Genomic DNA, 25802 nt, shown 5'->3' with positions numbered 1-25802 from the left:
TCCAGGCATGTCCAGGATCGCCCTTGTAGCGGCTATCCTCGCCGCGCTTGCGAGCGCCTCGGCGGCTGCACAGGGTGTGGCGCCGGGCGGCCCGATCGGCGGCTCGACCGGGATCGGCAGCGGCTTGGGCGGCGTCACCGGCACCGGGCCGAGCTGGCCCAACGGCACCAACCAGGCGCCGCAGCCCTCGATCACGCCGGTCCCGCCCGGCGGCTATTCGAGCCCGGCCCCGCCTTCGACCTACAGCGCACCGCGGCCGTCGATGGCGGCGCCCTCGACCAGCCGGCCGTCGCCCTATCCGCGGCCCAACGAGCCGTTCACGACCTCGGCGGCGCGGCCGCCGGCCAGCATCCCGCTGCAGTTGCCCGAGCGGCCGGACGGCAGCCTCGCATTCCTCAAGGGCTGCTGGCGCACCGACAACTTCGCGTATGGCGGACATCGCGGCACCACCACTTGGTGCTTCGTCGACGACAAGGGCGGCGGCCGCTACCTCTACACCCGCACCGACCAACCGAACGTCTTCTTCTGCCACGCCCAGGCGCAGGCGCGCTGGGAAGGGCGCGAGCTGCGCCTCGACGCCAAGCCGACCTGCGACGCCGGCAGCAGCGACGCACCGCCCGCGCTCGCCTGCCGCGACGGCACCGACGGCGCGCTGTGCAGCGACGCCGGCAAGAGCTGGACGGTGCGGCTGTATCGGGTGCGCTAGACTGGTCTAGGCTTTCTGTACCAGACCGGCATAGCGCAAGACGGCGGCGTCTGCGGTCAGCAGCGTGAAGCCTTCCACATGCGTCTGCGCCAGCAGCATTCGATCGAAGGGATCGCGATGCAGTGGCGGCAAGCCTTCCACCGCCAGCGCGTGCGCGCTCGTGATTGCAATCTCGCCGTAGTCGTTGTCGAGCAGTCCGCGCCTCAGTTGTCGCGGATCGACGTTGAAATCGTCTCGGCCAAGCGTCTGCTTGATGACGATCTCCCAGAGGCTGACGGCACTGAAGAGAAGCGAGTTGGCCGGATCGTTCAGCAAGCCTCGCGTCCTGCGAGAAAGCTTTTCCGGCTGTCCTGCCGCCCACAACAGGACGTGGGTATCGAGCAGGAAGTTCACGGGGCGGAGCCGAATAGCCGGGCAATTTCGGACGCGCCCATCCGATCGAAGTCATCCGGGACTTTCAGTTGCTTGGCCATGAAGCCCAGGCGGCGGACCTCGCTGTGCGATGGCGAGTCCAACGCGACGACCTTGACCAAGGGCTTGCCAGCCTTGGCGATCACAAACGGCTCGCCTTTGGCCGCTTTGTCGACCAGCTTGGAGAGGTTCGTCTTGGCGTCGTGGATGTTGACCTGTTTCATGGCGTCCGGAGAACTAAACTAACTGAACTTAGTTCATTGGACGTTCAGTTTCAACCGGTGAAGACGCTGGAATCTTCGCTTTCAGAAAGGCGAGGCAGGCATCGCGGTCGGCGTCGGTCGCGAAGCCCGCATGCGAGATTCCGAGCGCTTTGAAGTAGCCTTTCAAGGTGAGGAAGCTCGCGGTCATGCTCGACTGCAGGCTGAGGACGTCCAACCAGGGGATCGTCGCGGTGATCTCGTTCAGCACCATGTACAGGCCGTTCTCGCCGATCTCGAGCGACCAGTGTGGCGTGGTGCGGAGCGACGTGTCGTAGATGCGCCGCATCAGCACCCTGTAGTTCGCGACCAAGAACAGCCATGTGACGACCGCGCCCGCGAGGGCGAGCGCAATCAAGGCCCATTGGATGCGGTGGTGTTCGACGATCAGGAGTGTGTGGAGGCCGATGCCGAAGGCCAGGTTGCCACCTACCCGGACATTCCAGTGGCCGGCCGCCAGCGTGGGCACCCCATCGCCAGGCCGATCGCGGCGCAGATGGCGATAATTGTCCGGCGCGAGCGCCGCGCGTACTGGCGCAGCATGAGGCGCTGCAGCTTGCGGTAGTCGGTAAGCCCAAGATGCGGCACCTGGAGCCGCCAGCGCACCGGGCCGATCGACTCCGCCACTGCGTCAGGAAAGCTGCTCATCCAGCAGCTTGAGCGCCTCGGCCGCGAACGCGCGCATGTTGGCGACGCGGTCGCTGGAGCCGGTGCGCAAGGTGCGGGCGATCTTGCCCTTGGGGCCGACGACGGCGACGCAGGTGTGGCCGGCGGGATCGCCGTAGGAGTTGCCGGTCGGGCCCGACGCGCCGGTCTCGGCCAGGCCCCAGGTCGTGTTGAGCCGCTCGCGCACCAGCTCGGCGGCGAGGGTGGCCCACGGCTCGGACGACGACCGGATGCCGGCGCGCTTGGACGGCGTCGCGGTCAGGAACGCCTCGCCTGCGGGGCGCGTATAGACCACGGCGCCGCCCATGAAATAGGCCGAGGCGCCGGGCACCGCGAGCAGCACGGCGGAGATCAGCCCGCCCGCCGACGATTCGGAGATGCCGACCGTCTCCTTGCGCGCCTTCAGCTTCTCGCCGACCTGTTTGGCGAGCGGCAGCAGAGTATCCATGTCGATCAGTCCTTTTTTTGGTCGGTGAACAGGCTCAGCACCAGCGGCATCGACTTCCCGATCCAGACGGCGCGGTCGCGATGGTCCTCGAGATCCTGCCCGGTGTTGGGATGGATGAACACGGTGAGGTCGCCGTGGTTCAGGGTCAGCCACGACACGACCGGTGCGAACTGGTCGTTCCGCACCGTCACCTGGTAGCTGAACATCGGGTGCGGGCCGACCGGCTTCTCGTGGAAGCGGCCCATCACGATGTCGAATTGCTTCTCGATCCTTTCGCGCAACGCCCATGCGGCGTCTCGCGTGGCGGGATCGAAGTAGACGTGGGCGTGCCAGTCTTTGATCTGCGGGGTTTCCATGCCTGAACCCTATGCTAGCCTGTCCGCATCATGAACTTCGATTTCTCAGACGACCAGAAGCTCCTCAAGGAGCAGGTCCGCAAGTTCCTTACCGACAAATGCCCGACCAAGGTCGTGCGCCGCGTGCTCGACGGCCCCGAAGCCTATGCCGAGGAGGTCTGGACGGGCCTCGTCGAGCTGGGCGTGCCGGGCGTCGGCATCCCGGAGGCCTATGGCGGCCTCGGCCTGTCGCCGCTCGAGCTCTGCGTCGTCGCCGAGGAGATCGGCCGCGCCGCCGCGCCGGTGCCGTTCGATACGTCCGTCGTGCTGGCAACCGAGGCGATCAAGCTCGCGGGCTCGGAGGCGCAGAAGAAGAAGTGGCTGCCGCTGCTCGCCGAAGGCAAGGCGATCGGCACGCTCGCGGTGTCCGAAGGCGCGCAGCCGCCCAAGCCGCGCAACGTCGCGACGACTTACGGCGGCGGCTTCCTCAACGGCAAGAAGGTGCCGGTGGCCGACGGCGACGCGGCGACCTTCGCCGTGGTGCTGGCGAAGAACGGGCTGGTGCTGGTCGACCTCAACCAGAAGGGCGTGGCCAAGAAGCGCGTCGAGACCGTCGATCCGGCGCGCAAGCATGCCGAGCTGACCTTCGACGGTGCGTCGGCCGAGCTGCTGGGCGCCGAGGGCGACGGCTGGACCCTGCTCGAGCGGCTGTACGATGCGGCGGCGGTCTACTTCGCCTTCGCCCAGGTCGGCGGCGCCGAGGCGGCGATGTGGATGGCGCGCGACTACGCCCTGCAGCGCCAGGCGTTCGGCCGCGCCATCGGCTCCTACCAGGCGATCAAGCACAAGCTCGCCGACTGCTACGTCAAACTGGAGCTGGCGCGCTCCAACGCCTATTACGGCGCGATGATGCTGACCGACGGCGGCGCCGATCTGCCGCTGGCCGCCGCAGCGGCCCGCATTGCCGCGACCGACGCCTACGACTTCGCCTCGAAGGAGAACATCCAGACCCATGGCGGCATCGGCTTCACCTGGGAGGCCGACACCCAGTTCCATTACCGGCGGGCGCGCGTGATGGCCTTGTCGATCGGCGGGCCGATGGCCTGGAAGGACAAGCTGGTGACCCGGCTCGAACAGAAGAACGCTGCCTAGCAACCCATGACCCCTCCGTCGGCGAAGACGCCGACACCTCCCCCGCAGACGGGGGAGGGGCTACGGATGGAGACTCTTTATGGACTTCAACGACACGCCCGAGGAAGCCGCCTTCCGCAAGGAAGTGCGCGCCTGGCTCGACGCCAACGCGACGCGCAAGAGCGACGATCGGCAGAGCTTCCGCGCCCGCAACGACGATCCCAACCTGCTCGAGAAGGCCAGGGAGTGGCAGGCCAAGGAGGCCGCCGCCGGCTATGCCCGCATGACCTGGCCGAAGGAATTCGGCGGCCGCGGCGCCTCGCCGATCCTGCAGGTGATCTACCAGCAGGAGAAATCGAACTACCTGGTGCCGCTGGGCTTCTTCGACATCGGGCTCGGCATGTGCATCCCGACCATGATGGCCTACGCCTCGCCTGAGCACCTGGCGCGCTACGTGAAGCCCGCGCTGCACGGCGAGGAAATCTGGTGCCAGCTCTTCTCCGAGCCCGCCGCCGGCTCCGACGTCGCCGGCATCCGCACCCGCGCCGAGCGCGACGGTGAGGGCTGGGTGATCAACGGCCAGAAGGTCTGGACCTCGGGCGCGCATTACTCCGACTTCGGCATCATCATCACCCGCACCGATCCGAACGTGCCCAAGCACGCCGGCCTGACGATGTTCTTCCTGTCGATGAAGACGCCGGGCGTCGAGGTGCGGCCGATCAAGCAGATGTCGGGTGGCGCCAACTTCAACGAGGTGTTCTTCACCGACGTGCGCATCCCCGACAGCCAGCGGCTGGGCAAGGTGGGCGAGGGCTGGAAGGCCGCGCTCACCACGTTGATGAACGAGCGACTTGCCGTTGGCCTGCCGTCGGGGGGCCTCGACGTCGACGAGCTGATGGAGCTGGCGCGCGACACCGATCTCGACGACGGGCCGGCGATCCGCAACCAGCAGGTCCGCGGCAAGATCGCCGACTGGTACGTCCAGCAGCAGGGCCTGAAGCTGACGCGCTATCGCACGCTCACGGCTTTGTCGAAGGGCCAGACGCCGGGGCCTGAGTCGTCGATCATCAAGATCGTCGCCGCGCCCAAGATGCAGGATATGGGCGCCTTCGCCATGGAGCTGATGGGCCCGGCCGGCATCATGAAGGAGGACGTGCCGCAGGCGGCCGGCTTCCAGGCGCAATGGATCGGCGGCGCCGGCTTCCGCATCGCCGGCGGCACCGACGAGATCCTGCGCAACATCGTGGCCGAGCGGGTGCTCGGCCTGCCGGCGGATGTCCGCGTCGACAAGGACGTGCCTTTTAACCAACTCGGGAAGAAATAACCCGTCGCCCCGAGCGCAGCCGAGGGGCCGTGTCGGAAGCAGACAAGGTCTCTCCACTCGTCGCTGCGCTCCTCGGTCGAGACGACGAAGTGGAGGAAACGAAATGAACAGGCTCGACGGTAAAGTCGCATTTCTCAGTGGCGCGGCGCGCGGCATCGGCGGCGCGACGGCCAAACGGATGGTCGAAGCGGGCGCCAAGGTAGTGATCGGCGACGTGCTGGACGAGGTCGGCACCAAGCACGCCCGGGAGATCGGCGCGACCTATCTCCATCTCGACGTCACGCAGGAGGCGAGCTGGGTCGCCGCCCTGGACGCCACGGTCAAGGCGCATGGCAAGCTCGACGTGCTGGTCAACAACGCCGGCATCTTCAACGGCAAGGGCGTCGAGGAGGCTTCGCTCGACGACTGGCACAAGCTGGTCGCGGTCAATCTGACCGGCGTGGTGCTGGGCACGCGGGCGGCGCTGCCGCACCTCAAGAAGACCAAGGGAAACATCGTCAACCTGGCCTCGATCGCGGGCCTGGTCGGCTCGCAGCTCGACCCGCTCTATTCGCTGACCAAAGGCGGCGTGACCCTGTTCACCAAGTCGACGGCGCTGGAGTTCGGCCGCAAGGGCTACGGCATCCGGGTGAACTCGATCCATCCCGGCCTGATCGAGACCGACATGGGCCAGAAGACCTTCGTGATGCGCGCCCAGCAGGTCGGCACCAACGACACCGAGCAGGCGCGCAAGACGACGCTCGGCCTGCATCCGATCGGCCGGCTGGGCGTGGCCGAGGACATCGCCAAGGGCATCGTGTTCCTGGCGTCGGACGATGCGAGCTTCATGACCGGCGCTGGCCTGGTCGTCGACGGCGGCTGGACCGCGCACTAGGTAGGCGGAGAAGTAGAAAAGGTAACGGTGTCATCCCGAGCGCAGCGAGGGATCTATGTTGCGACCCATAGATCCCTCGCTGCGCTCGGGATGACAGCGAGAGCTGGACCAGCGATCAGACTCATACGAGAGGACACACAATGCGTTTCGGACTCCTCTACGAGCACCAGCTTCCGCGGCCGTGGGACGGCGACACCGAGCACCGGTTGTTCAAGGATGCGCTCGCCCAGGTCGAGCTGGCCGACCGGCTCGGCATCGACCACATCTGGGAGGTCGAGCATCACTTCCTCGAGGAGTATGCGCACTCCTCGGCGCCCGAGGTCTTCCTTGCCGCCTGCGCGGCGCGGACGAAGAACATCCGCATCGGCCACGGCGTCGTGCTGGCGCCGCCGGGCTACAACCACCCGGCGCGGGTGGCCGAGCGCATCGCCACGCTCGATCTGATTGCCGACGGCCGGGTCGACTGGGGCACCGGCGAATCGGCGTCGCGGGTCGAGCTCGAGGGCTTCGGCATCGATCCCGACCAGAAGAAGGCGATGTGGGCCGAGGCGGTCGAGCAGACCGCCAACATGATGGCGATGAGCCCGTATCCCGGCTTTCAGGGCAAGTTCTTCTCCATGCCGGTGCGCAACGTCGTGCCCAAGCCCCTGCAGAAGCCGCATCCGCCGATCTGGGTGGCGTGCTCGAAGCGCGAGACCATCCATGCCGCAGCGCGCGCCGGTATCGGCGCGCTGACCTTCGCCTTCGTCGATCCGGCCGAGGCCGGCAAGTGGGCGCACGAATATTACGACATCATCAAGAGCGAGGAGTGCGTGCCGATCGGCCACACGGTCAACGCCAACATCGCCATGGTGACCGGCTTCTCGGTGCACGAGGATGCCGCCGAGGCGCGCGCCCGCGGCTCCGAGGGCTTCCAGTTCTTCGGCTATTCGCTGGGCCACTTCTACGTCTACGGCAACCATCAGCCGGGCGTGACCAACGTCTGGGAGCGTTTCGAGGCGGCCAAGGACAAGCTGCCGCCGGCGGGGCGCGGCAGCGGCATCGGCACGCCGGCCGACCTGATCGGGCACCTGAAGCAGTACCAGGACGCCGGCGTCGATCAGGTGGTGTTCATTCAGCAGGGTGGCCGCAACAGGCATGAGCATATCTGCGAGGCGCTCGAGCTGTTCGCCGCCCAGGTCATGCCGGTGCTCAAGGCCGACCAGGCCGAACGCGACGCGAAGAAGGCGCGGGAACTCGCGCCCTTCATCGAGGCGGCGCTGAAGCGCAAGCAGCGCATGGCGCCGGTCGCGCGCGAGGCGATCCCGACGGTGATCGCCTACGGCCGCAACGTCGTGCAGGCGGGGCAGGCAACCGAGGGGCCGACCCACCACGTCAACGCCGACATCGCGGTGATGATGACCGACGTCGCCGACGACAAGAAAAAGCAGGCGGCAGAGTAGCTCCAGGCGCCGCGGTTGACTCGATCATATATTTATGATTAACTATGGGAGACTTTGAGTTTTCCCGTAGGAGATCATGAACATCGCCGTCTGCTGCCGTTTTCGACCGTTTTCCCCGTTTTTGGCGCACTCTCCGTTTTCGCCGCCGCTAGAAGATGCCGGCGGCGAGCCCGGCCGCCATGGCCGCGCCCAGCTCCTCGCACTGCTCGACGAAGGCGGGCTGCCAGGGGCCACGGCAGGTCAAGGGCTCCTGAACCATCTTCCAGCGCAGGCCGGTCAGGATGGTCTCGATGCCGCGCCGCGTGCCGGTGCCGTCGCTGCCGGCGCGGATGTAGACCGCGCAGGGCAGCCCTTGCGTGCGCTCGAGCAGGGGATTGTAGGAGCGGTCGAAGAAGTCCTTCAGCGCGCCGCTCATGTAGCCCAGATTCTCGGTGGTGCCGAGGATGACCGCCTGCGCCGCCAGCACGTCGTCGGGGCCGGACTGCAGGGGCGCCACGACCTTGACCTCGATGCCGGTTTCGCCCAGCGCGCCGCGCTCGACGGCGTCCCTGAGGGCCCGGGTGTTCTCCGACGGCGCATGTGCCACGATCAGCAGCCGTTTCATGGACCGGTTCTAACATGATCAAGAGACTTCTGATCGCCAATCGCGGCGAGATCGCCATCCGCATCGCCGAGGCGGCGGCCGAGCTCGGCATCGCGACCGTCGGCGTGCACTCCGAGGACGACGCCACCTCGCTTCACGTGAAACGGGTCGACGAGGCGGTGGCGCTGAAGGGCCGCGGCGCCGCTTCCTATCTCGACATCGCTGGCGTGGTCGCGGCGGCGAAGGCCGCGAAGTGCGATGCGGTCCATCCGGGCTATGGCTTTTTGTCGGAGAACGCCGCCTTCGCACGGGCCTGCGCCGCGGCCAGGATCGCCTTCGTCGGCCCGACGCCCGAGCAGATCGATCTGTTCGGCGACAAGGCCCGCGCCCGGGCGCACGCCCGGAAGTGCAAGGTGCCGGTCCTGCCGGGCACCGACGAAGTCGACGTCGCGGGCGCGACCGCCTTCTTCAAGAAGCATGCGAAGTCGGGGATCGCGCTGAAGGCGATCGCCGGCGGCGGCGGCCGCGGCATGCGCCTGATCACCGACGAAGCCGCGATCGCCGACGCCTTCGTCCGCGCCTCGGCCGAGGCGAAGGCCGCCTTCGGCAACGGCGCGCTCTATGCCGAGCGGCTGGTGCGCCAGGCGCGCCACATCGAGATCCAGATCGTCGGCGACGGCAAGGGCGTGGTGGCGCTGGGCGAGCGCGAATGCAGCCTGCAGCGCCGCAGCCAGAAGATCGTCGAGCTGGCGCCGAGCCCCGGCCTCAAGCCGGCGCTGCGAAAGAAGATCGTCGATGCGGCGCTGGCGATGGCGAAGGCCGTCAAATATCGCAGCCTCGGCACCTTCGAGTTCCTGGTCGAGGGCAGCGACTTCTTCTTCATCGAAGCCAATCCGCGCCTGCAAGTCGAGCACACCGTCACCGAAGAGGTGTGGGGCGTCGATCTGGTGCAGGCGCAATTGCGCGGAGAGCTGCCCAAGGCGGACGGCCCGCAGGGCGCGGCGATCCAGTTGCGGGTCAACATGGAGACCATGACCGAGGACGGCTCGGCCAAGCCGGGCGGCGGCACGCTCTCGGTGTTCGAGCCGCCGTCGGGCCCGGGTGTGCGGGTGGACACCTACGGCTATGCGGGCTACCGCACCAATCCCAACTTCGATTCGCTGCTCGCCAAGGTGATCGTCAAGGCGCCGAGCTACGACGCGGCCCTGGCGCGCGCCGAGCGGGCGCTGGCCGGCTTCCGCTTGGAGGGGGCGCCGTCGAATCTCGGCTTCCTGCGCGCACTGATCGGCGACAAGGACGTAAGGGCCGACAAGGTCCACACCCGCTTCGTCGACGAGCACGCGAAGAAGCTGATCGGCACGGCGGCGAAGCTGAATGGCGGCCGCTACTTCCAGGCGGCAGCCCCTGCGAGCAGCGGCGGACGGCAGGCCGGCGCCAAGGTCGATGCGGTTGATCCGCTGGCGGTGCTGACTTTCGGCAAGACCACGAGTGGGGCTCACCCCCTCCCCAACCCTCCCCCTGCGGGGGAGGGAGCGAAGGTCATAAACCCTCCCCCGGAGGAGGAGGGTTGGGTGGGGGTCCCGGTGCCCGCCCCCATGCAGGGGACTATTGTCACTTTGGCGGTCAAAGAAGGCGACGCCGTCGCCGCCGGCCAGCCGCTGCTGATCATGGACGCCATGAAGATGCAGCACGAGATCAAGAGCCCGGCGCGCGGCTATGTGCGGCGCATCGCGGTTGAGGCGGGCGAGACGATCTACGAAGGCGCGCCGTTGCTGTTCGTCGAGGAAGCGGACGTCGAGGTGAAGGGCGCCGCGGTCGAGGAGAAGATCGACCTCGACTACATCCGCCCCGATCTCGCCGAGTATTTCGAGCGCCGGGCGATGACGCTCGACGACAAGCGGCCGGAGGCGGTCGGCCGCCGGCGCAAGACCAACCAGCGCACGGCGCGGCAGAATCTCGACGACCTGCTCGATCCCGGCTCGTTCATCGAATGGGGCGCCTTCGCGATCGCCAGCCAGCGGACGCGCCGCACCGTCGAGGACCTGGTCGAGCGCACGCCGGCCGACGGCCTGATCACCGGTGTGGGCCGGGTCAACGGCTCGCTGTTCGGGCCGGACCGCAGCCGGGTCGCGATCGCGCATTACGACTACACGGTGCTCGCGGGGACGCAGGGCAAGACCAACCATCACAAAAAAGACCGGCTGTTCGAAATCGTCGAGGAGCAGCGCCTCCCGCTGGTCTTTTTCACCGAAGGCGGCGGCGGGCGGCCCGGCGATGTCGACGTGCAGTCGGTGGCCGGCCTCAACACCATGGCCTTCCACATCTTCGGGCGGCTGTCGGGCGTGTCGCCGCTGGTCGGCATCAATTCGGGCCGCTGCTTCGCCGGCAATGCGGCGCTCCTCGGCTGCTGCGACGTGGTGATCGCGACCAAGAACTCGTCGATCGGCATGGGCGGGCCGGCGATGATCGAGGGCGGCAATCTCGGCGTGTTCGCGCCCGAGGAAGTGGGACCGATGAGCGTGCAGGTGCCCAACGGCACCGTCGACATCGCGGTCGAGGACGAGGCCGAAGCGGTCGCCGTCGCGCGCAAGTACCTGTCCTATTTCCAGGGCGCGCTGCCCGACTGGCGCTCAGCCGACCAGCGGCTGCTGCGCCGCGCGATTCCGGAGAACCGGCTGCGTGTCTACGACGTGCGGCAGGTGATCGAGACGATGTGCGACGAGGGCTCGGTGCTGGAGATCCGTCGCGCCTTCGGGCCCGGGATGGTGACGGTGCTGGCGCGCATCGAGGGCAAGCCGCTGGGCATCGTCGCCAACAACCCGGTGCATCTGGCGGGCGCCATCGACTCCGACGGCTCGGACAAGGCGGCGCGATTCCTGCAGCTCTGCGATGCCTTCGACCTGCCGGTGCTGTTCCTGTGCGACACGCCCGGCATGATGGTCGGGCCGGAGGTCGAGAAGACCGCTCTGGTGCGCCACTGCTCGCGGCTGTTCGTGACCGGCGCCAATCTCGGCGTGCCGTTCGGCACCATCGTGCTGCGCAAGGCCTATGGCCTGGGCGCGCAGGCGATGGCGGGCGGCAGCTTCCATGCCGGCACCTTCGCGATCGCCTGGCCGACCGGCGAGTTCGGCGGCATGGGGCTCGAAGGCGCGGTCAAGCTCGGCTACCGCAAGGAGCTCGAGGCGGTGAGCGATGCCGGCGAGCGGCGCGCGCTGTTCGACAAGATGGTCGCGGCCGCCTACGCCCGTGGCAAGGCTTTATCGACCGCGACCTATTTCGAGGTCGACGAGGTCATCGATCCGGCCGATTCGCGCAAATGGGTGGCGACTGGCCTGCTCGGCGCTCCGCGCCGGCCGGGCCATGGCACCAAGCGCCGGCCCTGCATCGACACCTGGTAGCGCCGGTTGCTATGGTTCACCGTCAATCAATATGTGAAGGGGGAAACGCCATGAAACGTATGATAGCGATCGCTGCGGGTGTTGCGTTGCTGAGCGTTGCCGCGTCGGCGCAGGATCCCAAGTGGACGACCATCGTCGACGGCAAGACCATGGGCGACTTCGGCAAGGTCGGTTCGGCCAACTGGCGGATCGAAGGCGGCGCGCTGGTTGCCGACAAGCTCGAGGGCAAGGATCCCGCCTATCTCGTCACCAGGGCCTCGTACAAGAACTTCCAGATCCATGCCGAGTTCTGGGCCGACGACGACGTCAACAGCGGCATCTTCATCCGCTGCAACAGCTCGACGGCGATCGACGCCAAGAACTGCTACGAGGTCAACATCTTCGACAAGCGCCCCGATCCGAGCTACGGCACCGGCGCGATCGTCGACGTCGCCAAGGTGATCCCGATGCCCAAGGCGGGCGGCAAGTGGAACACCTACGACATCACCGCCGTCGGCGACCACTTCGTGGTGATCTTCAACGGCCAGAAGACGGTCGATGTCACCGACAAGCGGCTGCCCGGCGCCGGCCCGATCGCGCTTCAGTACGGCTCCGGCAATCTGAAGTGGCGCCTGGTCCAGATCCGGTCGCTGCCATGAGAGACCTCTCGGGCCGTCTGGCCGTCGTCACGGGCGGCGGCTCGGGAATGGGCCGCGAGCTGGTGCGCCAGCTCGTGGCCGAAGGCTGCAGCATCGCCGCCTGCGACGTCTCGGAGCGCGGGCTGGCCGAGACCAGGGCGATGTGCGAGCGGGAGCGCCTGCCGCAGGGCGTGCGCATCACGACGTTCATCGCCGACGTCTCGGATGAAGCGCAAGTGTTGCGGTTCCGTGACGATGTGGCCGCGCAGCACCGGACCGACCGCATCCACCTGCTGTTCAACAACGCCGGCATCGGCGGCGGCTCGTCGATGTTCGTCAACAGCCGCGAGGAGTGGGAGCGGACGTTCAACATCTGCTGGGGCGGCGTCTATCTCTGCACCCGCGCCTTCCTGCCGATGCTGCAGAAGGCCGACAAGGGGCACATCGTCAACACCAGTAGCGTCAACGGCTTCTGGGCGCAGATCGGCGTCAACATCCCGCAGACCGCCTACGCGGCCGCCAAGTTCGCGGTGAAGGGCTTCTCCGAGGCGCTGCAGACCGACCTGCGGCTGAACGCGCCGCACATCAAGTGCTCGGTGGTGATGCCGGGCCATATCGGCACCGGCATTGCAGCCAATACCGGCAAGGTCCAGGCCGGCAACGACACCGACAAGCTGACGCCCAAGCAGGTCGAGCAGGCGCGGGCCCGGCTCAAGGCGGGCGGCCACGATGTCTCGAGGATGTCGGACGGCGATATCGAGGAGGCGGTGCGCGAGCGCGCCCGCCGCTTCCTGGCCGAGGCGCCGATGACGGCAGCCGAGGCCGCCAAGGTCATCCTCGACGGCGTCAAGGAGGACCGCTGGCGCATCCTGGTCGGCGAGGATGCGCACAAGATCGATGAATGGGTGCGCCGCTCTCCCGAGCAGGCCTACGACGTCGACTTCTTCCAGCGCTTCGCGATCGAGGCGGGTTGGAAGGTGGCGCGCTAGCTGAGGCGCGGGGGAGGGGCGACGACCGGGACCGGCTGGAGTTTGGCGGCGGCCAGCCGGGCATGGCCCAGCGTGTTGAACTCGGCGCCGTCCAGCTCGGAGAAGGGACGGGCGAAGGCGTGGAAGCGGAAGGTCTTGCCTTCCCTGAGGACGACGCCCGCAGGCTTGCCCCAGACTTCGACGACTAGCGGCTCGGACATGGACTCACTCCGCTCTTGCTCAGTGCTTACTTGGGGACGAAGGATGGTCATCGCAATGGAATCGCTTTTCCCTCACGCCGAATTTCCCGGGAGGAAATAGCCATGCCCGACGCAGGGCCGATCTCGTGGTCTCCGTCGCCTGTGCTGCCCACGAAGCGAACGTCCTTCGCAGATGTTGGTTACGAGGAGATGTTGGCGCGGGCGGGCGCGCTCAAGCCGGTGCTGGCCGAGCGTGCCGAGGCGTGCGAGCGGCTGCGCCGGTTGCCGGACGAGACCGAGCGCGACCTGCATGAGGCGGGGCTGTTTCGCGTCGCTCAACCAAGGCGGGTCGGCGGGGCGGAGCTCGACGTTCAAATCTTCGTGGATGTCTGTGCCGAGCTGGCGCGGGTCTGTCCCTCGACGGCGTGGAATTTCGGCAATCTCGCCAGCCACCACTGGATGCTGGGCTACTGCGATCCGCGCATCCAGGACGAGATCTGGGACGTCTCGCCCGACACCCTGATTGCAACCTCGCTCGCCTTTCCCTGCGGCCAAGGGCGCAAGGTCGACGGCGGCTGGGAAGTGACCGGCCGCTGGCCGTTGTCCTCAGGCGTCGACAACTCCGACTGGAACATGCTGGGCTTCATCGTGCGGGAGCGCGACGATGGGCCGCCGGTCGATCACCGGTTCGCGCTCTGCCATCGCTCGCAGTACGAGATCATCGATACCTGGCATGCGGTGGGCCTTGCCGGCACGGGCTCCAAGGACGTTGCGACCACCAAGCTATACGTGCCGGAGTATCGAACCATCTCCGCCTGGGCGATGACCGGCGAACCGCATGCGGGCTCCGCGATGAATCCGGGCCTGTTGTGGAAGTTGCCCCTTCTGGCATTGGGGCCTTACGTGCTGTCGGGCGTGATGCTGGGCTGCGCGCAGGGCGCCTACGAGCAAGTCGTCGGTGCGGCGCGCAAGCGTAACGCCACCTCGACGGGCATGCCGGTCGGCATGAGCCAGGCGATCCAGATCAAGGTCGCCGAGGCGAGTGCGCGGATCGACACTGCCGAGATGTTGATGCGCGGCGTTTGTGGCCACGCCATGGCGGTGGCGCGCGAGGGCCGCGAGGTCCAGCACGCCGACAAGCTGCGCTACCGGCGCGACGCCTTCTTCTCGGTGCGGCTCAGCTTCGAGGCGGTGAACATCCTGATGAACGTGTCGGGCTCGAGCGGGCTCTATCTCAAGAACTCGGTGCAGCGGCTGTTCCGCGACGCCCACGCCTGTAACGCGCATGTCATGTTCTCACCCGACGTGCAGGCGCCGCTATTCGGCTCGCACGCGCTCGGCATGTCCGGCCCGCCGCCGCTGATGTGACCGGAATCCTCTCCATTCAAATCGGGAGGTGTCGGCGTCATACGCCGACGGAGGGGTCATGGGCGACAACACGACTGCGGCTTCTGACCCCACCGTCGCGGATAGGGCACTTTCACGCGGAGCGTGAAAGTGCCGACGCGCCACCTCCCCATATGAATGGGGAGGATTTACGCGGCCTCCTGGCCGCCGAGATAGGCGTCGCGGATGCGCGGATCGGCGCGCAACTGCGAGGCCGGCCCCTGCAGCACGATGCGGCCGGTCTGCAGGACGTAGGCATGGTGCGCGATCTCCAGCGCCAGGCTCGCATTCTGCTCGACCATGAAGACGGTGACGCCTTCCTTGTTGATCGCCGCGATCAAGTCGAGCACGCGGTCGACCCACAGCGGCGACAGGCCCATGGTCGGCTCGTCCATGCAGATCAGCTTGGGCCGTCCCATCAGGGCGCGCGCCATCGCCACCATCTGCTGCTCGCCGCCGGAGAGCGTGCCGGCACGCTGCGCCAGCCGCTCAGCGAGCTTGGGGAACAAGCCCAGCACGCGATCGAGATCCTCGGCGATCGCCTTCTGGTCCTTGCGGACGAAGGCGCCCATCAGCAGGTTCTCGCGCACGCTCATGTCGCCGAACAGCCGCCGCGCCTCGGGGACCGACCCGACGCCGCGCCGCACGATCTGCGGCGTCGGCAGGCCGGTCGCTGGCTGGCCGTCGAAGCGCACGATGCCCGACTGCGGCTTCACCAGGCCGAGGATGATCTTCATGGTGGTCGACTTGCCGCTGGCATTGCCGCCCAGCAGGCAGACGATGTGGCCGCGGCCGACGGTGAGCGACAGGTCGAAATGGACCTGCACCGGGCCGTAGAAGGTGTTGATGTTCTCGAGCGAGAGCAGCTCGGTCATTCCGCGGCCTCCTCGATCGGCGCCCGTTCGGCGCGGTGATGGCCGAGATAGGCCTCGATGACCTTCGGGTCGTTGCGCACGTCGGCCGGCTTGCCGTTGGCGATGACGTGGCCCTCGTCCATCACGACGACGCGGTCGGAGAGCTGCATCACCATGTCGAGCTTGTGCTCGATCAGCAGGATGGTGAGTCCGGTCTTCTTGAGCCCGCCGATCAGCGCCTGCATCTCGGCAGTCTCGGTCTGGTTCATGCCGGCGGTCGGCTCGTCGAGCATCAGCAGCCGGGGCCCGAGCGCCAGCGCGCGGCCGATCTCGACGCGGCGGCGGTTCGCGTAGCTGAGGCTGTAGGCCGGATTGTCCTTGCGCGGCAGCAGCCGCTCGCCGAAGCGGGCGAGGATCGCCAACGCTTCCTCGCGCATCTGCGCTTCCTCGGCCTTGACCTTGCCGGGGCGGATCAGCGCCAGCGCCAGCTCGGCGATCGGGTCGAGCAGGGCGAGCGGGCCGCGCCAGGTCGGCCGCACCGATTTGAAGCGCACATGGGCGCCGACCAGGATGTTGTCGAGGACCGAGAGGTTCGCGAACACGCGGCCGTGCTGGAAGGTGCGGGCGACGCCCAGCGCCGCGAGCTTCTCCGCCGGCAAGCCGGTGACGTCGCGGCCTGCGAGATGGACGGTGCCGGCGTCGGGATCGTCGAGGCCGGTGACGAGGTTGAACAGCGTCGTCTTGCCGGCGCCGTTGGGGCCGATGATCGACACGAACTCCTTTTCGGCGACGTCGAGATCGACCGCATCGACGGCGGTCAGGCCGCCGAAGCGCCGGGTGAGGCCGCGAACCGCGAGCATTCAGACCGTCCCCAGCAGGCCCTGCGGCCGGAAGCGGACCAGCAGCAGCAGGACCAGGCCGTAGATCAGCACGCGGTACTCGGCGGCGACGCGGAACACCTCGGGCAAGCCGACCAGCAGGACGGAGCCGACGATCGCGCCGGTGACGTTGCCCATGCCGCCCAGGATCACGATGGTCAGCGCCAGGATCGAGAGCTGGGCGTTGAAGGTCTCGTGGTTGATGTACGAGTAGATGTGCGAGGTCACGCCGCCCGACACGCCCGCCGCGAAGCTGCCGAAGGCGAAAGCCAGCGCCTTGTAGCGGTCCAGTCGGATGCCGTAGGACCGCGCCGCCACGTCGTCGTCGCGCACCGCGCGCAGCACCCGGCCGAGGTGCGAGCCGAGCAGGCGCAACTGCAGCGCCGCCAGCACGATCACCAGGACCAAGGTGAACCAGTAGACCGAGCGGTCGGTGTCGAGCTCGATGCCGAACAGCGACAGCGACGGGATACCCGACACACCGATCGGCCCGCGCGTCAGCCATTCCCAGTTCAGGATCACCAGCGAGACGATCTCGCCGATCGCCAGCGTCGCGATCGAGAGGTAGTGGCCGCGCAGGCGGAACGACGGGAAGACCAGCACGGTGCCGAGCAGCGCCGCGATCAGGCCGGCGGAGAGGATCGCGATGCCGACCGGCACGCCGAAATTGAGCGCGAGCAGCGCGGAAGAGTAGCCGCCGATCGCCAGCAGGGCGGCGTGGCCCAGCGACACCAGCCCGACGGTGCCCGCGATCAGCGTGAGGCTGAGGCCGAGCAGCGCGTAGAGCCAGGAGTTGGTCAGCGTCTGCAGCACGTAGGGATGCGGCAAGACCAGCGGCACCAGGGCGGCGACGGCGGCGGCGGCCAGCAGCACCTTGCCGGGAATCTGGATCGGCCTGCTGGGCGCGATGAAGGTGCCGGTCATCGGCTCGGGCGGCGTCTGGCGCTTGCTGGCGAACAGGCCGTTGGGCCGCCACACCAGCACGGCGACCAGCAGCACGAAGGCGAAGAGGTTGCGGTAGCTGGTGCCGAACAGCGCGATGCCGTAGCTCTCGACCAGGCCCAGCAGCAGGCTGCCGGCGATCGCGCCCGGCACGTTGCCGACGCCGCCCACCACTTGCGCGACCACGCCCTTGAGCGTCGCCTGGAAGCTCATCGCCGGATCGATGTAGTTGTAATACATGCCGACCAGCAGGCCGGAGACCGCGCCCAGGCCCGAGGCTATCGCGAACACCGTGCGGTTCACGGCGTCGACGTCGACGCCCATCTGCTGCGCCGCGTCGCGGTCCTGCGCCGTCGCGCGCACCGCCCAGCCGAGCCGGGTGTAGCGCAGGAAGGTGTAGAGCAGGCCCGCGCTCGCCAGGCCGATGGCGGCGATCACCAGGTCGAGCGCGCCGATCGTTCCGCTGCCGATCTGGAAGCGCGTCTCGAGCAGGCTGCTGGGCAGCGCCCGCGGATCGGGCGTGAAGAAGAGCTGCACCAGCTGGTCGAGCACGAAGCTGATGCCGATGGTCGCCAGCAAGGGCGCGATATGGGCGTAGCCCTGCAGCGGCCGCAGCCCGAAGCGTTCGATGACCAGGCCGAGCAGCGCGCCGACCACGACCACCAGGGCGATCGTGACCGGCAGCGGCGTGCCGAGGTGCGTCACCGCCAGGAAGCCGGCATAGGCGCCCACGACATAGACCGAGCCGTGGGCGAAGTTGATCAGCCGGCTCACCCCGAAGATCAGGGCGAGGCCGACCGCCAGCAACGCATAGATGTTGCCGATGATGATGCCGTTGACGGTGTAGTCGATCCAGGAAGACAAAGGTCGAACCCGTGGTCAGCGCACCGCGGCGTGGCTCTCGTTGAGCTGGAACTTGCCGTCCTTGACCACCAGCTCCACGTTCATCGCGCCGTCGACGCGGCGGGTCTTGGTGTCGAAGGTCGTCTTGCCGAAGATCACGCTCGGCACGTCCTTGATCTTCGCAAGGCCGTCGTGGATCGCCTTTCGGTCGGCGCCGTACTCGCGCATCACCGCGGCCATCAGGGTCATGGTGTCGTAGGCGTAGGCGTTGAAGGCGTCCGGCTCCTTGCTGTACTTGGCCTTGAACTTGCCGACGAAGTCGCGCACCTGCGGCCGCGGGTCGTCGGGGAAGTAGCGCGAGGCGGTGAACACGCCCTCGACCGCGTCGCCGCCGAGCTCGATGAATTTCGGCGAATAGACCGAGCTCGCCGCCACGATCGGCAGCTTGATCCCGGCCTGCCGGACCTGGCGCGCGATCAACGCGGCGTCGGAGTAGTAGGAGATCAGCATCAGCCCGTCGGGCTTGGCGCCGCGCACCCGCACCAGGGTCGAGCGGAAGTCCTTCTCGTCCGGCAAGTAACCCTCGGTGGCGACGACCTCGGCGCCCATCTCCTTGGCCGCCTTGTCGAAGAGGTCCTTGCTGGTGCGGCCCCAGTCGGTGTTGAGGTGCAGCACGGCGATCTTCTTCAGGCCCAGCCGCTTCACCGCATAGGCGGCGCTGAGCGGCTGCTCGTCGGCCTGGCTCACCGAGTTGCTCCACATATAGTCGCCGCCCTTGGTGAAATCGGGATGGGAGTTGGTGAAGCCGAACTGCACCAGCTTGCCCCTCTGGTAGATCGGCGAGGCGGCCATCGAGGCGGGGCTGGCGAAGTCGCCGAGCTCGGCCACGATCTTCGGGTCGGCGACGAACTTCTGCGCCACCGCCACCGACTGGCGTGGATCGCTTTGCGTGTCCTCGAAGATGTAGGCGAGCGGCCGGCCCTTGATGCCGCCGCTGCCGTTGATCTCGTCGAGCGCCAGGTCGAAGCCCTGCTTCCACTGCGCGCCGTACTGCGCGTTGGGGCCGGTCAGCGGACCGCTGACCCCGAGAAGGACCGGCTCGCCCTTGGCGGGCTCGGCCTGGACGGCGCGCGTCAGGACCAGCGCGGAGGCGGCGGCGAGAAGAGAACGACGATGAAGCACAGGCATGGAACACCTCGCGACACAAATGCCCGTTTTGAAGAGGGCGCAGAACGTGGCAGGCGCAATCTTCGCGGCATAGAGAATGTTCCCGTCGAAGATTCGCCGCGGGAAACCACATCCTCACGTCGTGCAATGCCGACGCAGAAGAAACTATGCATGGAGCGTACCAGCGGCGGTCATGCAGCCGGCATGAGATATGCTCCGTCTTGCATGAGGACGGGGTTTCGGGCGAGTTTGCCATGATGACCAAGCGTCTGGGTTTCTTCACGCGGCTGCTCGACGAAACGACGGCGGCGGAGCGTTACCGCCTCGCCACCGCGCAGATCGTGCAGGCCGAGCGCAGCGGCTTCGATTCGGCGTGGATCGCCCAGCACCATTTCCACGAGGCCGAAGGCGGGTTGCCGGCGCCGTTCGTGTTCCTGACGCATGCCGCTGCCGCGACGTCGCGCATCCGGCTCGGCACCGGCATCGTGACCCTGCCGCTCGAGCTGCCGGTGCGCGTCGCCGAGGACGCCGTCGTGCTCGACCTGCTGAGCGATCACCGCCTCGAGGTCGGCGTCGGACCGGGCGGCAATCTCACCGCCTTCACCGCGTTCGGGCGCGAGGCCAAGGACCGCCATGTGCTGATGAATGCCAACCTCGAGCTGATGCGCACCGCCTGGGCGGGCGGCCAACTGCCGGGCGGCGACACGCTCTACCCGTCGAGCCCGACCCTGGTCGATCGCATCTGGCAGGCGACCTTCTCGGTCGAGGGCTCACGCCGCGCCGGCGCGGCCGGCGACGGGCTGATGCTGTCGCGCACCCAGCCGCGCGATCCGAGGGCCGCGTTCGTGCCGCTCGATGCGATGCAGAACCCGATGTTCGACGCCTACTACGAGGCGCTGCCCGCAGGCCGCGCGCCGCGCATCCTCGCCTCGCGCACGATCTTCGTGGTCGACGACCGCAAGGACGCCTACCGCTTCGCCGAATCGGGCCTGCCGCGGCTGGTCGCCAAGCGTGCGGCGATGGGTGGACCGGCGCCGGCCGGTGCGGTGCATGAGCTGATCAAGGCGTTCGACGTCCATCTCGGCACGCCGGACGAGGTGATCGAATCGCTCTCCAAGGATACCACGCTCGAACGCGCGACGGACCTCACCATGCAGGTCCATTCGATCGATCCGCCGCACCCTTTCATCCTGCGCTCGATCGAGCTGATGGCGGAGAAGGTGGCGCCTGCGCTAGGCTGGGTGCGCAACGATACGAGCGCTGTGCGCCGCGTCGCCTGAGGGAAGGAACGAATGGACGTCATCGACACTTTGGCCGGCATCGCCGCGGGCTCGCACCTCGATTCGATCCGGCGCACGCGCCGGCCGACGGCGCGCGAGCATGCCCAGAAGAGCTACGAGTCGCTGTTCGCGCCGGCCGATTTCGGCGGCTTCAGTGCGGCGGAGCGCCATGCGGTCGCGGTGTTCATTGCCGGCCTGCATGGCCAAGACGCTATCAAGGCCTTCTATGCCGGGAAGGCCGGAAACACGGCTCCAATCGATGCCGAGATCGCTGCGGCGACGACCAGGGGTCCGTACGGGGCATTCCCGAAAGGACCGCTCAGCAGCGAAGACACGGCCGGCCCGATCCATCGCGTCGCCGACAAGAACCGTGCGGCGCTGGGGCCGCGGCTCGCCGCGGCCTTCGAGCACGTGCACATGCTGGTGTTCCATCCGCGCGATGCGGATGCGCGCTCGCTGCAGTCGCTGCTCGATGCCGGCTGGACGACGACCGAGGTCGTGACACTGTCGCAGCTCGTGGCGTTCCTGTCCTTCCAGATCCGAGTCGTGGCGGGCCTCAAGGTCCTCGCCGCCAAATCGTGAGGCCATCGTGACCGACAAGACCATCCCGCAATCCGGCCACGTCGTGCCGGCCGTCTTCACCCGCGACATGCTCGACTGGCTGCCCTGGCTCGAGCCGGTGGCGGCCGACCAGATGAGCGAGCGGCAGCTCGCCAGCCTGGTCGACGCCGCGCGCATGAAGTCGGACTACTTCCGCCTGCTCGCCCGCGATCCCGACGTGCTCGAGGCGCGCACCCGCACCGACAAGGACATCTTCTACAATCCCGACGCCGGCCTGCCGCGCGCCGAGCGCGAGCTCGCCGCCGCCGCGACCTCGCGGCTGAACGGCTGCATCTACTGCGCCTCGGTGCATGCGCGGTTCGCCGCGACCTACTCCAAGCGCCCCTCAGATGTCGACAAGCTGCTGGCCGAGGGCACCGGCGCCGATCTCGACAAGCGCTGGAACGCCATCGTCGCGGGCTCGGTCGCGCTGACCGAGACGCCGGTCTCCTTCGGGCCGCAGCACATCGACGCCCTGCGCGCGGTCGGGCTGGACGACGACGCCATTGTCGACGTCATCAACGCCGCCTCGTTCTTCAACTGGGCGAACCGACTGATGCTGTCGCTCGGTGAGCCGACGCCGGCGAAGGCCTAATGCTGGAAGCGCGCCACGGAGTGGCGCGCTCCCAGCTTACTGCGACAGCCAGAAGGTGTCGGGCTTGTAGAGGCCGATGTAGCCGCCCGGATCCCAGGCGTAATAGCCTTCCTTCGGCACGTTCTTGACCTTCGGTCCGACCACGATCGGCTGGCGGATGCCGTTGACCGTACCGATCGAGAAGACCTGGTTGGCGGTGGTCTCGAGGATCTTGTCCCACGCCTTGCGCCGGGTTGCGCCGTCGGTCGAGGTCTCCCATTCGGCGAGGTAGTCGAGCAGCACGCAGGCGTCCGACATGTCGCACTTCTCGCCCTGCTTGCCCTTGCTCTCGACGAACATGCCCCAGCGCGACCATTGCAGGCCGCCCTGCATGGTCGGCGCGAACTCCTTGGGGCTGGTGTCGACCGTCGGCACGGCGGTGGTGATCCCGGCATAGGCCGTCATCATCGCCTCGCCCGAGAAGGTGCGCAGGCGGAAGTTCTCGCGGGTCTGCGGCTTGAACAGCAGCTTGATGCCGATCTTCTTCCACTGGTCGGCGATCAGCGAAAGCGCGTCGGCGTCCTCGGTCTCCTCGCTGGCATGCTCGACGATGATGGTCGCCGCCCGCCCGTCGGGCAGAACGCGGGTGCCGTTCTCGTTGCGCTTGCCGAGACCGATCTCGTCGAGCAGCCTGTTGGCCTGCTTGGGATCGTAGGTCGCCCACTTGGTGGCGTACTCCGGCTTGAACAGCATCGAGCGCTTCATGATGGTGTTGTTCGACGGCGTGGCGAGGCCGATATAGACGACCTCGTTCAGCTCGTCGCGGTCGATCGCCAGCGACAGCGCCCGCCGGAAGCGCACGTCGCGCATCAGCTTGCGCCAGCCCTCGTCCTTGATGTTGAGGTTGGGATAGAGCGCGAGCTGCGAGCCCGAGCCCGATTCCCACAGCCGCACGTCGACGTGGCTCGACTTGCTGCTCTTCCGCAGGAACGTGTAGTCGCGCATGTTGAGGTAGCGCGGCTGCAGGTCGGCCTCGCCCAGCCCGGCCTTGGCCGGGATCAGGTTGGTCGCTGCCACGGTGAAGATCACGCGGTCGAGATAGGGCAACTGCTGGCCCCTGTCGTCGATGCGGTAATAGTAGGGATTGCGCTCGAACACGAAGCGCTGCGCCGGCGCCGGCGTCATCAGCTTCCAGGCGTTGAGCGTCGGCAGGTCGGGGTTGTCGTTGTTGTACATCACGTCGACGCGGCGATGGATCTGCACCCAACTGGTCTGGCCGCCGCGCGCCTGCTTGGCGATCTCCTCGGCCGACGTGTACTTCCTGTGGAACTTCCTGAGGTAGTGCGCCGGCCGGAACAGCCACAGGGGCGCGGCCCGCGCCTGGCTCTCGATGAAGTAGGGGTTGGGCTTCTCCCAGGTGAACTTGATCGTCAGCGGATCGATGATCTCGACCTTGGGCGGCTTGTTGTCGACCATCAGCTCGACGTTGGGTCCGCCGGGCGACAACTCCTTGTTGTTGACGATGTCTTCCCAGAAGTAGCGGAAGTCCTCGGTCGTGAACGGCTCGCCGTCGGACCATTTGTGGCCGGCGCGCAGCTTCAGGGTGAACTCGCGGCTGTCCTTGACCTCGTAGCTCTCGAGGATGTCGGGCTGCAGCTTGAACTGGTCGTCGTACACGATCAGCCGCGCGTTGGCGTACAGCGTCATCATGCGGGTGTCGCGGGCGTTGGCCATCAGCATGTTGACCTGGCCGCCCAACTGGCCCGGTCCGTCGCTGCCGGCGAAATGCTTGACGATCGACGGCACCTCGGGGATGCGCTTGTCGACCGGCGGCAGGGCGCCCGACTTCACCTGCTCGGCGAACATCGGGGTTTCCTGCAGCTTGGGCAGCGGTTCCGCCTCGGCGAAGGACGGCCCCCACAGGGCAAAGGCGATCGCCGCCGTGAAAACCCGCCGCTTCATGCTCGAAACCTCTTACTCCGCCTTCGCGCCGGACGATTTTACCAATTCCGCCCACCGCATCGCATCACGTTTGATGAAATCGCCAAACGCCTCGACGGTCCAGGGCTGGGCGATCAGGCCGACCTCTGCCAGGCGCTGGATGAAGGCCGGCTCGGTCAGCGCCTTGTTGAGCTCGCCATTGAGCCGTGCCGCGATCGGTGCGGGCAGGCCCGCCGGGCCGACGATCGACATCCAGGGCTGCAGGTCCAACCCTGGGAAGTAGGTGGTGATCGGCGGCACCTCCGGCAAGGTAGGATCGGGCACGGGACCGGTGACGGCCAGCGCCGTGAGCTTGCCCGCCTTGAGCGGCGGCAGCGCCACGGCCGCGTCGAGGAACATGAATTCGAAGCGGCCCTCCATCAGGTCGATCACCGCTTTGGCCGAGCCGAGGTAGGGCACATGAATCGCCTTGAACGGCTGCATCGAGCGCATCAGCTCGACCAGCAGGTGATGGGCCGTGCCGACGCCCGGCGAGCCGAAGGAATAGCCGTCCGGCTTGGCCTGCAGCATCGCCACCAGCGCCTTGGGATCGGCGACCGGCAGATCGGGACGGCAGACCAGGATCAGCGTCACCCGGCCCATCATCGCCACCGGCGCGAAGTCGGTGTGATGGATCAGCGGCTTGGCATAGAGCGCCGGCGTGATGCAGAGCGTGCTGACGGTGGCGAGCAGCAGCGTGTGGCCGTCGGACGGGGACTTGGCGACGGCGGCGGCGCCGACCTGCGTCGCCGCGCCCGGCTTGTTCTCGATCACCGCCGGCTGGCCGAAGCCTGTCTGCAGCCGCTCGCCGACCAGCCGGCCCAGCACGTCGGTCAGCCCGCCCGGCGGGTAGGGCACCACGACCTTGATCGGCTGGCTGGGCCAGCTCTGTGCTTTGGCTGCTACCGGCAGCGCCAGCGCACCGGCCAGCGAACTGGCCAGCAACGGCCGTCGTCCGAGCCTCATCCTAGTAGCGATCGAAGGCGCGCTTGGGGCCAGGGCGCGTGCCCTCGGCGATCGCGGGCTTGACCGTGCCGTTGGCCGGCACGGTGTCGACCGTGTACGCGCCAGTGACGCCCTGCGGCTTGTCGCCCTTCACCGTGACGCGCTCCATGGTGCGCCGCGCCGGGTAGTAGTCGTGGCTGGCATAGTGCTGCACCGAGCGGTTGTCCCACATCACCAGCGTGTTGGGCTGCCACTTCACCCGGAGCTGGACCTCGGGGATGGTGGCCTGGCGGTAGAGGAACTCGAGCAGCGCGTCGCTCTCGTCGGGCTTGAGGTCCTTGATGCGGGTGCAGAACTGGCGGTTGACGTAGAGCACGCGCCGCCCGGTCACCGGATGCACCCGCACTACCGGATGCCAGGGATTGGGGAACTCGTCCTCGAGCTTGCGCAGCTTGGCGCGGTCGCTGTGGCCGAACAGCGGCCGCCACGGCTTGAAGTCGTGCTGCGCCTCGAGCCCGTGGATGTGCTGCTTCATGCGCTCGCTGAGGCCGCGATAGGCGGCGCTCATCGACGCGAACAGCGTGTCGCCGCCGGCCTCGGGCACGACCTTGCCGCGCAGGATGGTCGCCATCGGCGGCGTCTCGCGGAAGGTCTCGTCGACGTGCCAGATGTCGGTCAGCGCCGGCGGATTGTCGGCCGAATAGTCGAGGATGATGACCTCGGGCTTGTCGGGCAGGTTGGGCGAGAAGGGATGGATCGACAGCTCTCCGAACAGCGCGCCGAACGCCATCTGCTGGTCGACCGTGATGTCCTGGTCACGCAGCACGATCACCTCGTAGTTCACGAAGGCGTCGTGGATCACCTTGAACTGGGCAGGGCTGAGCGGGCGCCTCAGGTCGACACCCTCGATCTCCGCGCCGATGAAGCCGTTGATCGGCCGGACGCGGATTTCGGCTTCGCTCTGCAACACGGCCGCAGATGCCGCCATTG

Annotated in this window: 27 protein-coding genes; 12 read left to right on the top strand and 15 right to left on the bottom strand. The window is 67.6% G+C overall.

Translation table 11 applies throughout. The features are described 5' to 3' along the window. Positions 1-7: 7 nt before the first annotated feature. Positions 8-706: a hypothetical protein gene (locus J0J01_RS03225; RefSeq protein ID WP_296378734.1), complete on the top strand. Its 699-nt coding sequence runs from the start codon at positions 8-10 to the stop codon at positions 704-706. A 6-nt stretch (positions 707-712) separates the two neighbouring features. Here J0J01_RS03225 and J0J01_RS03220 read toward each other — a convergent pair whose 3' ends face one another. From J0J01_RS03220 to J0J01_RS03195, 6 genes are read right to left on the bottom strand one after another with little or no spacing between them, the layout of a single operon-like run. Further along, entirely contained in the window at positions 713-1099 is a 387-nt protein-coding gene (locus J0J01_RS03220) for a type II toxin-antitoxin system VapC family toxin (protein ID WP_296378733.1), read from the bottom strand. Next, positions 1096-1341, bottom strand: a complete 246-nt coding sequence (locus J0J01_RS03215; RefSeq protein WP_296378731.1) for a type II toxin-antitoxin system prevent-host-death family antitoxin — start codon at positions 1339-1341, stop codon at positions 1096-1098. Before J0J01_RS03215 ends, J0J01_RS03220 begins: the two co-directional genes overlap by 4 nt. A gap of 28 nt (positions 1342-1369) precedes the next feature. Then, the gene (locus J0J01_RS03210) at positions 1370-1846 is read right to left on the bottom strand and encodes a hypothetical protein (RefSeq protein ID WP_296378730.1); all 477 of its coding nucleotides are present in this window, start codon (positions 1844-1846) and stop codon (positions 1370-1372) included. Then, positions 1807-2025, bottom strand: coding sequence for a hypothetical protein (locus J0J01_RS03205; protein ID WP_296378729.1), 219 nt, complete (start codon positions 2023-2025; stop codon positions 1807-1809). The genes J0J01_RS03210 and J0J01_RS03205 overlap by 40 nt, the downstream gene beginning before the upstream one ends. Beyond that, entirely contained in the window at positions 2009-2491 is a 483-nt protein-coding gene (locus tag J0J01_RS03200) for a CinA family protein (protein WP_296378728.1), read from the bottom strand. The genes J0J01_RS03205 and J0J01_RS03200 overlap by 17 nt, the downstream gene beginning before the upstream one ends. Before the next feature lie 5 nt (positions 2492-2496). Then, complete coding sequence (locus J0J01_RS03195; protein WP_296378727.1) at positions 2497-2847, bottom strand: DOPA 4,5-dioxygenase family protein; 351 nt, start codon at positions 2845-2847, stop codon at positions 2497-2499. Between the two features lie 30 nt (positions 2848-2877). Here J0J01_RS03195 and J0J01_RS03190 point away from each other — a divergent pair, with 30 nt between their 5' ends. The 4 genes from J0J01_RS03190 (at position 2878) to J0J01_RS03175 (ending at position 7597) form a co-directional block, all read left to right on the top strand. After that, complete coding sequence (locus J0J01_RS03190) at positions 2878-3978, top strand: acyl-CoA dehydrogenase family protein (protein WP_296378726.1); 1101 nt, start codon at positions 2878-2880, stop codon at positions 3976-3978. Positions 3979-4057: 79 nt separating this feature from the next. Beyond that, complete coding sequence (locus tag J0J01_RS03185; RefSeq protein WP_296378725.1) at positions 4058-5281, top strand: acyl-CoA dehydrogenase family protein; 1224 nt, start codon at positions 4058-4060, stop codon at positions 5279-5281. 103 nt (positions 5282-5384) lie between these two features. Then, positions 5385-6155, top strand: a complete 771-nt coding sequence (locus J0J01_RS03180; RefSeq protein ID WP_296378724.1) for a glucose 1-dehydrogenase — start codon at positions 5385-5387, stop codon at positions 6153-6155. Positions 6156-6295: 140 nt separating this feature from the next. Next, a complete protein-coding gene (locus J0J01_RS03175) occupies positions 6296-7597 on the top strand; it encodes an LLM class flavin-dependent oxidoreductase (RefSeq protein WP_296378723.1) in 1302 nt (433 codons plus the stop codon). A gap of 148 nt (positions 7598-7745) precedes the next feature. On the opposite strand, the gene J0J01_RS03170 is transcribed toward J0J01_RS03175, so the two are convergent. Next, positions 7746-8201, bottom strand: coding sequence for a flavodoxin family protein (locus J0J01_RS03170; protein WP_296378722.1), 456 nt, complete (start codon positions 8199-8201; stop codon positions 7746-7748). A gap of 14 nt (positions 8202-8215) precedes the next feature. On the opposite strand from J0J01_RS03170, the gene J0J01_RS03165 reads away from it, so the two are divergent. The 3 genes from J0J01_RS03165 to J0J01_RS03155 are packed head-to-tail and all read left to right on the top strand — an operon-like array spanning position 8216 to position 13184. Then, on the top strand, positions 8216-11578 hold the full coding sequence (locus J0J01_RS03165) for a carboxyl transferase domain-containing protein (protein ID WP_296378721.1): 3363 nt from the start codon (positions 8216-8218) through the stop codon (positions 11576-11578). A 50-nt stretch (positions 11579-11628) separates the two neighbouring features. Then, positions 11629-12216 carry a DUF1080 domain-containing protein gene (locus J0J01_RS03160; RefSeq protein WP_296378720.1) on the top strand — a complete coding sequence of 196 codons (588 nt, stop codon included), beginning with the start codon at positions 11629-11631 and terminating at the stop codon, positions 12214-12216. After that, positions 12213-13184: an SDR family oxidoreductase gene (locus J0J01_RS03155; RefSeq protein WP_296378719.1), complete on the top strand. Its 972-nt coding sequence runs from the start codon at positions 12213-12215 to the stop codon at positions 13182-13184. The genes J0J01_RS03160 and J0J01_RS03155 overlap by 4 nt, the downstream gene beginning before the upstream one ends. Here the strand turns inward: J0J01_RS03155 and J0J01_RS03150 are convergent. Beyond that, entirely contained in the window at positions 13181-13384 is a 204-nt protein-coding gene (locus tag J0J01_RS03150) for a hypothetical protein (RefSeq protein ID WP_296378718.1), read from the bottom strand. The two genes, J0J01_RS03155 and J0J01_RS03150, sit on opposite strands and share 4 nt — an antisense overlap. Positions 13385-13573: 189 nt before the next feature. On the opposite strand from J0J01_RS03150, the gene J0J01_RS03145 reads away from it, so the two are divergent. Then, positions 13574-14731 (top strand): acyl-CoA dehydrogenase family protein, encoded by a 1158-nt coding sequence (locus J0J01_RS03145; protein WP_296378717.1) that lies wholly within the window; start codon positions 13574-13576, stop codon positions 14729-14731. A gap of 167 nt (positions 14732-14898) precedes the next feature. Here J0J01_RS03145 and J0J01_RS03140 read toward each other — a convergent pair whose 3' ends face one another. From J0J01_RS03140 to J0J01_RS03125, 4 genes are read right to left on the bottom strand one after another with little or no spacing between them, the layout of a single operon-like run. Next, on the bottom strand, positions 14899-15624 hold the full coding sequence (locus tag J0J01_RS03140; RefSeq protein WP_296378716.1) for an ABC transporter ATP-binding protein: 726 nt from the start codon (positions 15622-15624) through the stop codon (positions 14899-14901). Beyond that, a complete protein-coding gene (locus J0J01_RS03135; RefSeq protein WP_296378715.1) occupies positions 15621-16463 on the bottom strand; it encodes an ABC transporter ATP-binding protein in 843 nt (280 codons plus the stop codon). The genes J0J01_RS03140 and J0J01_RS03135 overlap by 4 nt, the downstream gene beginning before the upstream one ends. Next, positions 16464-18287 carry an ABC transporter permease gene (locus J0J01_RS03130; protein WP_296378714.1) on the bottom strand — a complete coding sequence of 608 codons (1824 nt, stop codon included), beginning with the start codon at positions 18285-18287 and terminating at the stop codon, positions 16464-16466. Positions 18288-18302: 15 nt separating this feature from the next. Further along, positions 18303-19454, bottom strand: coding sequence for an ABC transporter substrate-binding protein (locus tag J0J01_RS03125; RefSeq protein ID WP_296378713.1), 1152 nt, complete (start codon positions 19452-19454; stop codon positions 18303-18305). Positions 19455-19687: 233 nt separating this feature from the next. On the opposite strand from J0J01_RS03125, the gene J0J01_RS03120 reads away from it, so the two are divergent. Genes J0J01_RS03120 through J0J01_RS03110 form a run of 3 tightly spaced genes read left to right on the top strand, consistent with a single transcriptional unit; the run spans position 19688 to position 21908 of the window. Continuing rightward, positions 19688-20713, top strand: coding sequence for a putative FMN-dependent luciferase-like monooxygenase (locus tag J0J01_RS03120; protein ID WP_296378712.1), 1026 nt, complete (start codon positions 19688-19690; stop codon positions 20711-20713). 12 nt (positions 20714-20725) lie between these two features. Next, positions 20726-21295 carry a CMD domain protein gene (locus tag J0J01_RS03115; RefSeq protein WP_296378711.1) on the top strand — a complete coding sequence of 190 codons (570 nt, stop codon included), beginning with the start codon at positions 20726-20728 and terminating at the stop codon, positions 21293-21295. A 22-nt stretch (positions 21296-21317) separates the two neighbouring features. Beyond that, positions 21318-21908 carry an alkylhydroperoxidase domain protein gene (locus J0J01_RS03110; protein WP_296378797.1) on the top strand — a complete coding sequence of 197 codons (591 nt, stop codon included), beginning with the start codon at positions 21318-21320 and terminating at the stop codon, positions 21906-21908. A gap of 36 nt (positions 21909-21944) precedes the next feature. Here the strand turns inward: J0J01_RS03110 and J0J01_RS03105 are convergent, their stop codons facing one another. Genes J0J01_RS03105 through J0J01_RS03095 form a run of 3 tightly spaced genes read right to left on the bottom strand, consistent with a single transcriptional unit; the run spans position 21945 to position 25800 of the window. Then, on the bottom strand, positions 21945-23849 hold the full coding sequence (locus J0J01_RS03105; protein ID WP_296378710.1) for an ABC transporter substrate-binding protein: 1905 nt from the start codon (positions 23847-23849) through the stop codon (positions 21945-21947). Between the two features lie 12 nt (positions 23850-23861). Further along, a complete protein-coding gene (locus tag J0J01_RS03100; protein ID WP_296378709.1) occupies positions 23862-24833 on the bottom strand; it encodes a tripartite tricarboxylate transporter substrate binding protein in 972 nt (323 codons plus the stop codon). Between the two features lies 1 nt (position 24834). Continuing rightward, positions 24835-25800, bottom strand: coding sequence for a TauD/TfdA family dioxygenase (locus tag J0J01_RS03095; protein ID WP_365735775.1), 966 nt, complete (start codon positions 25798-25800; stop codon positions 24835-24837). Positions 25801-25802: the final 2 nt, after the last annotated feature.

The sequence above is a fragment of the Reyranella sp. genome (assembly GCF_017305915.1).
Lineage (GTDB): Bacteria > Pseudomonadota > Alphaproteobacteria > Reyranellales > Reyranellaceae > Reyranella.
The sequence above is the reverse complement of the archived record's forward strand: the minus strand, read 5'-3'. Positions and strand labels throughout refer to the sequence as shown.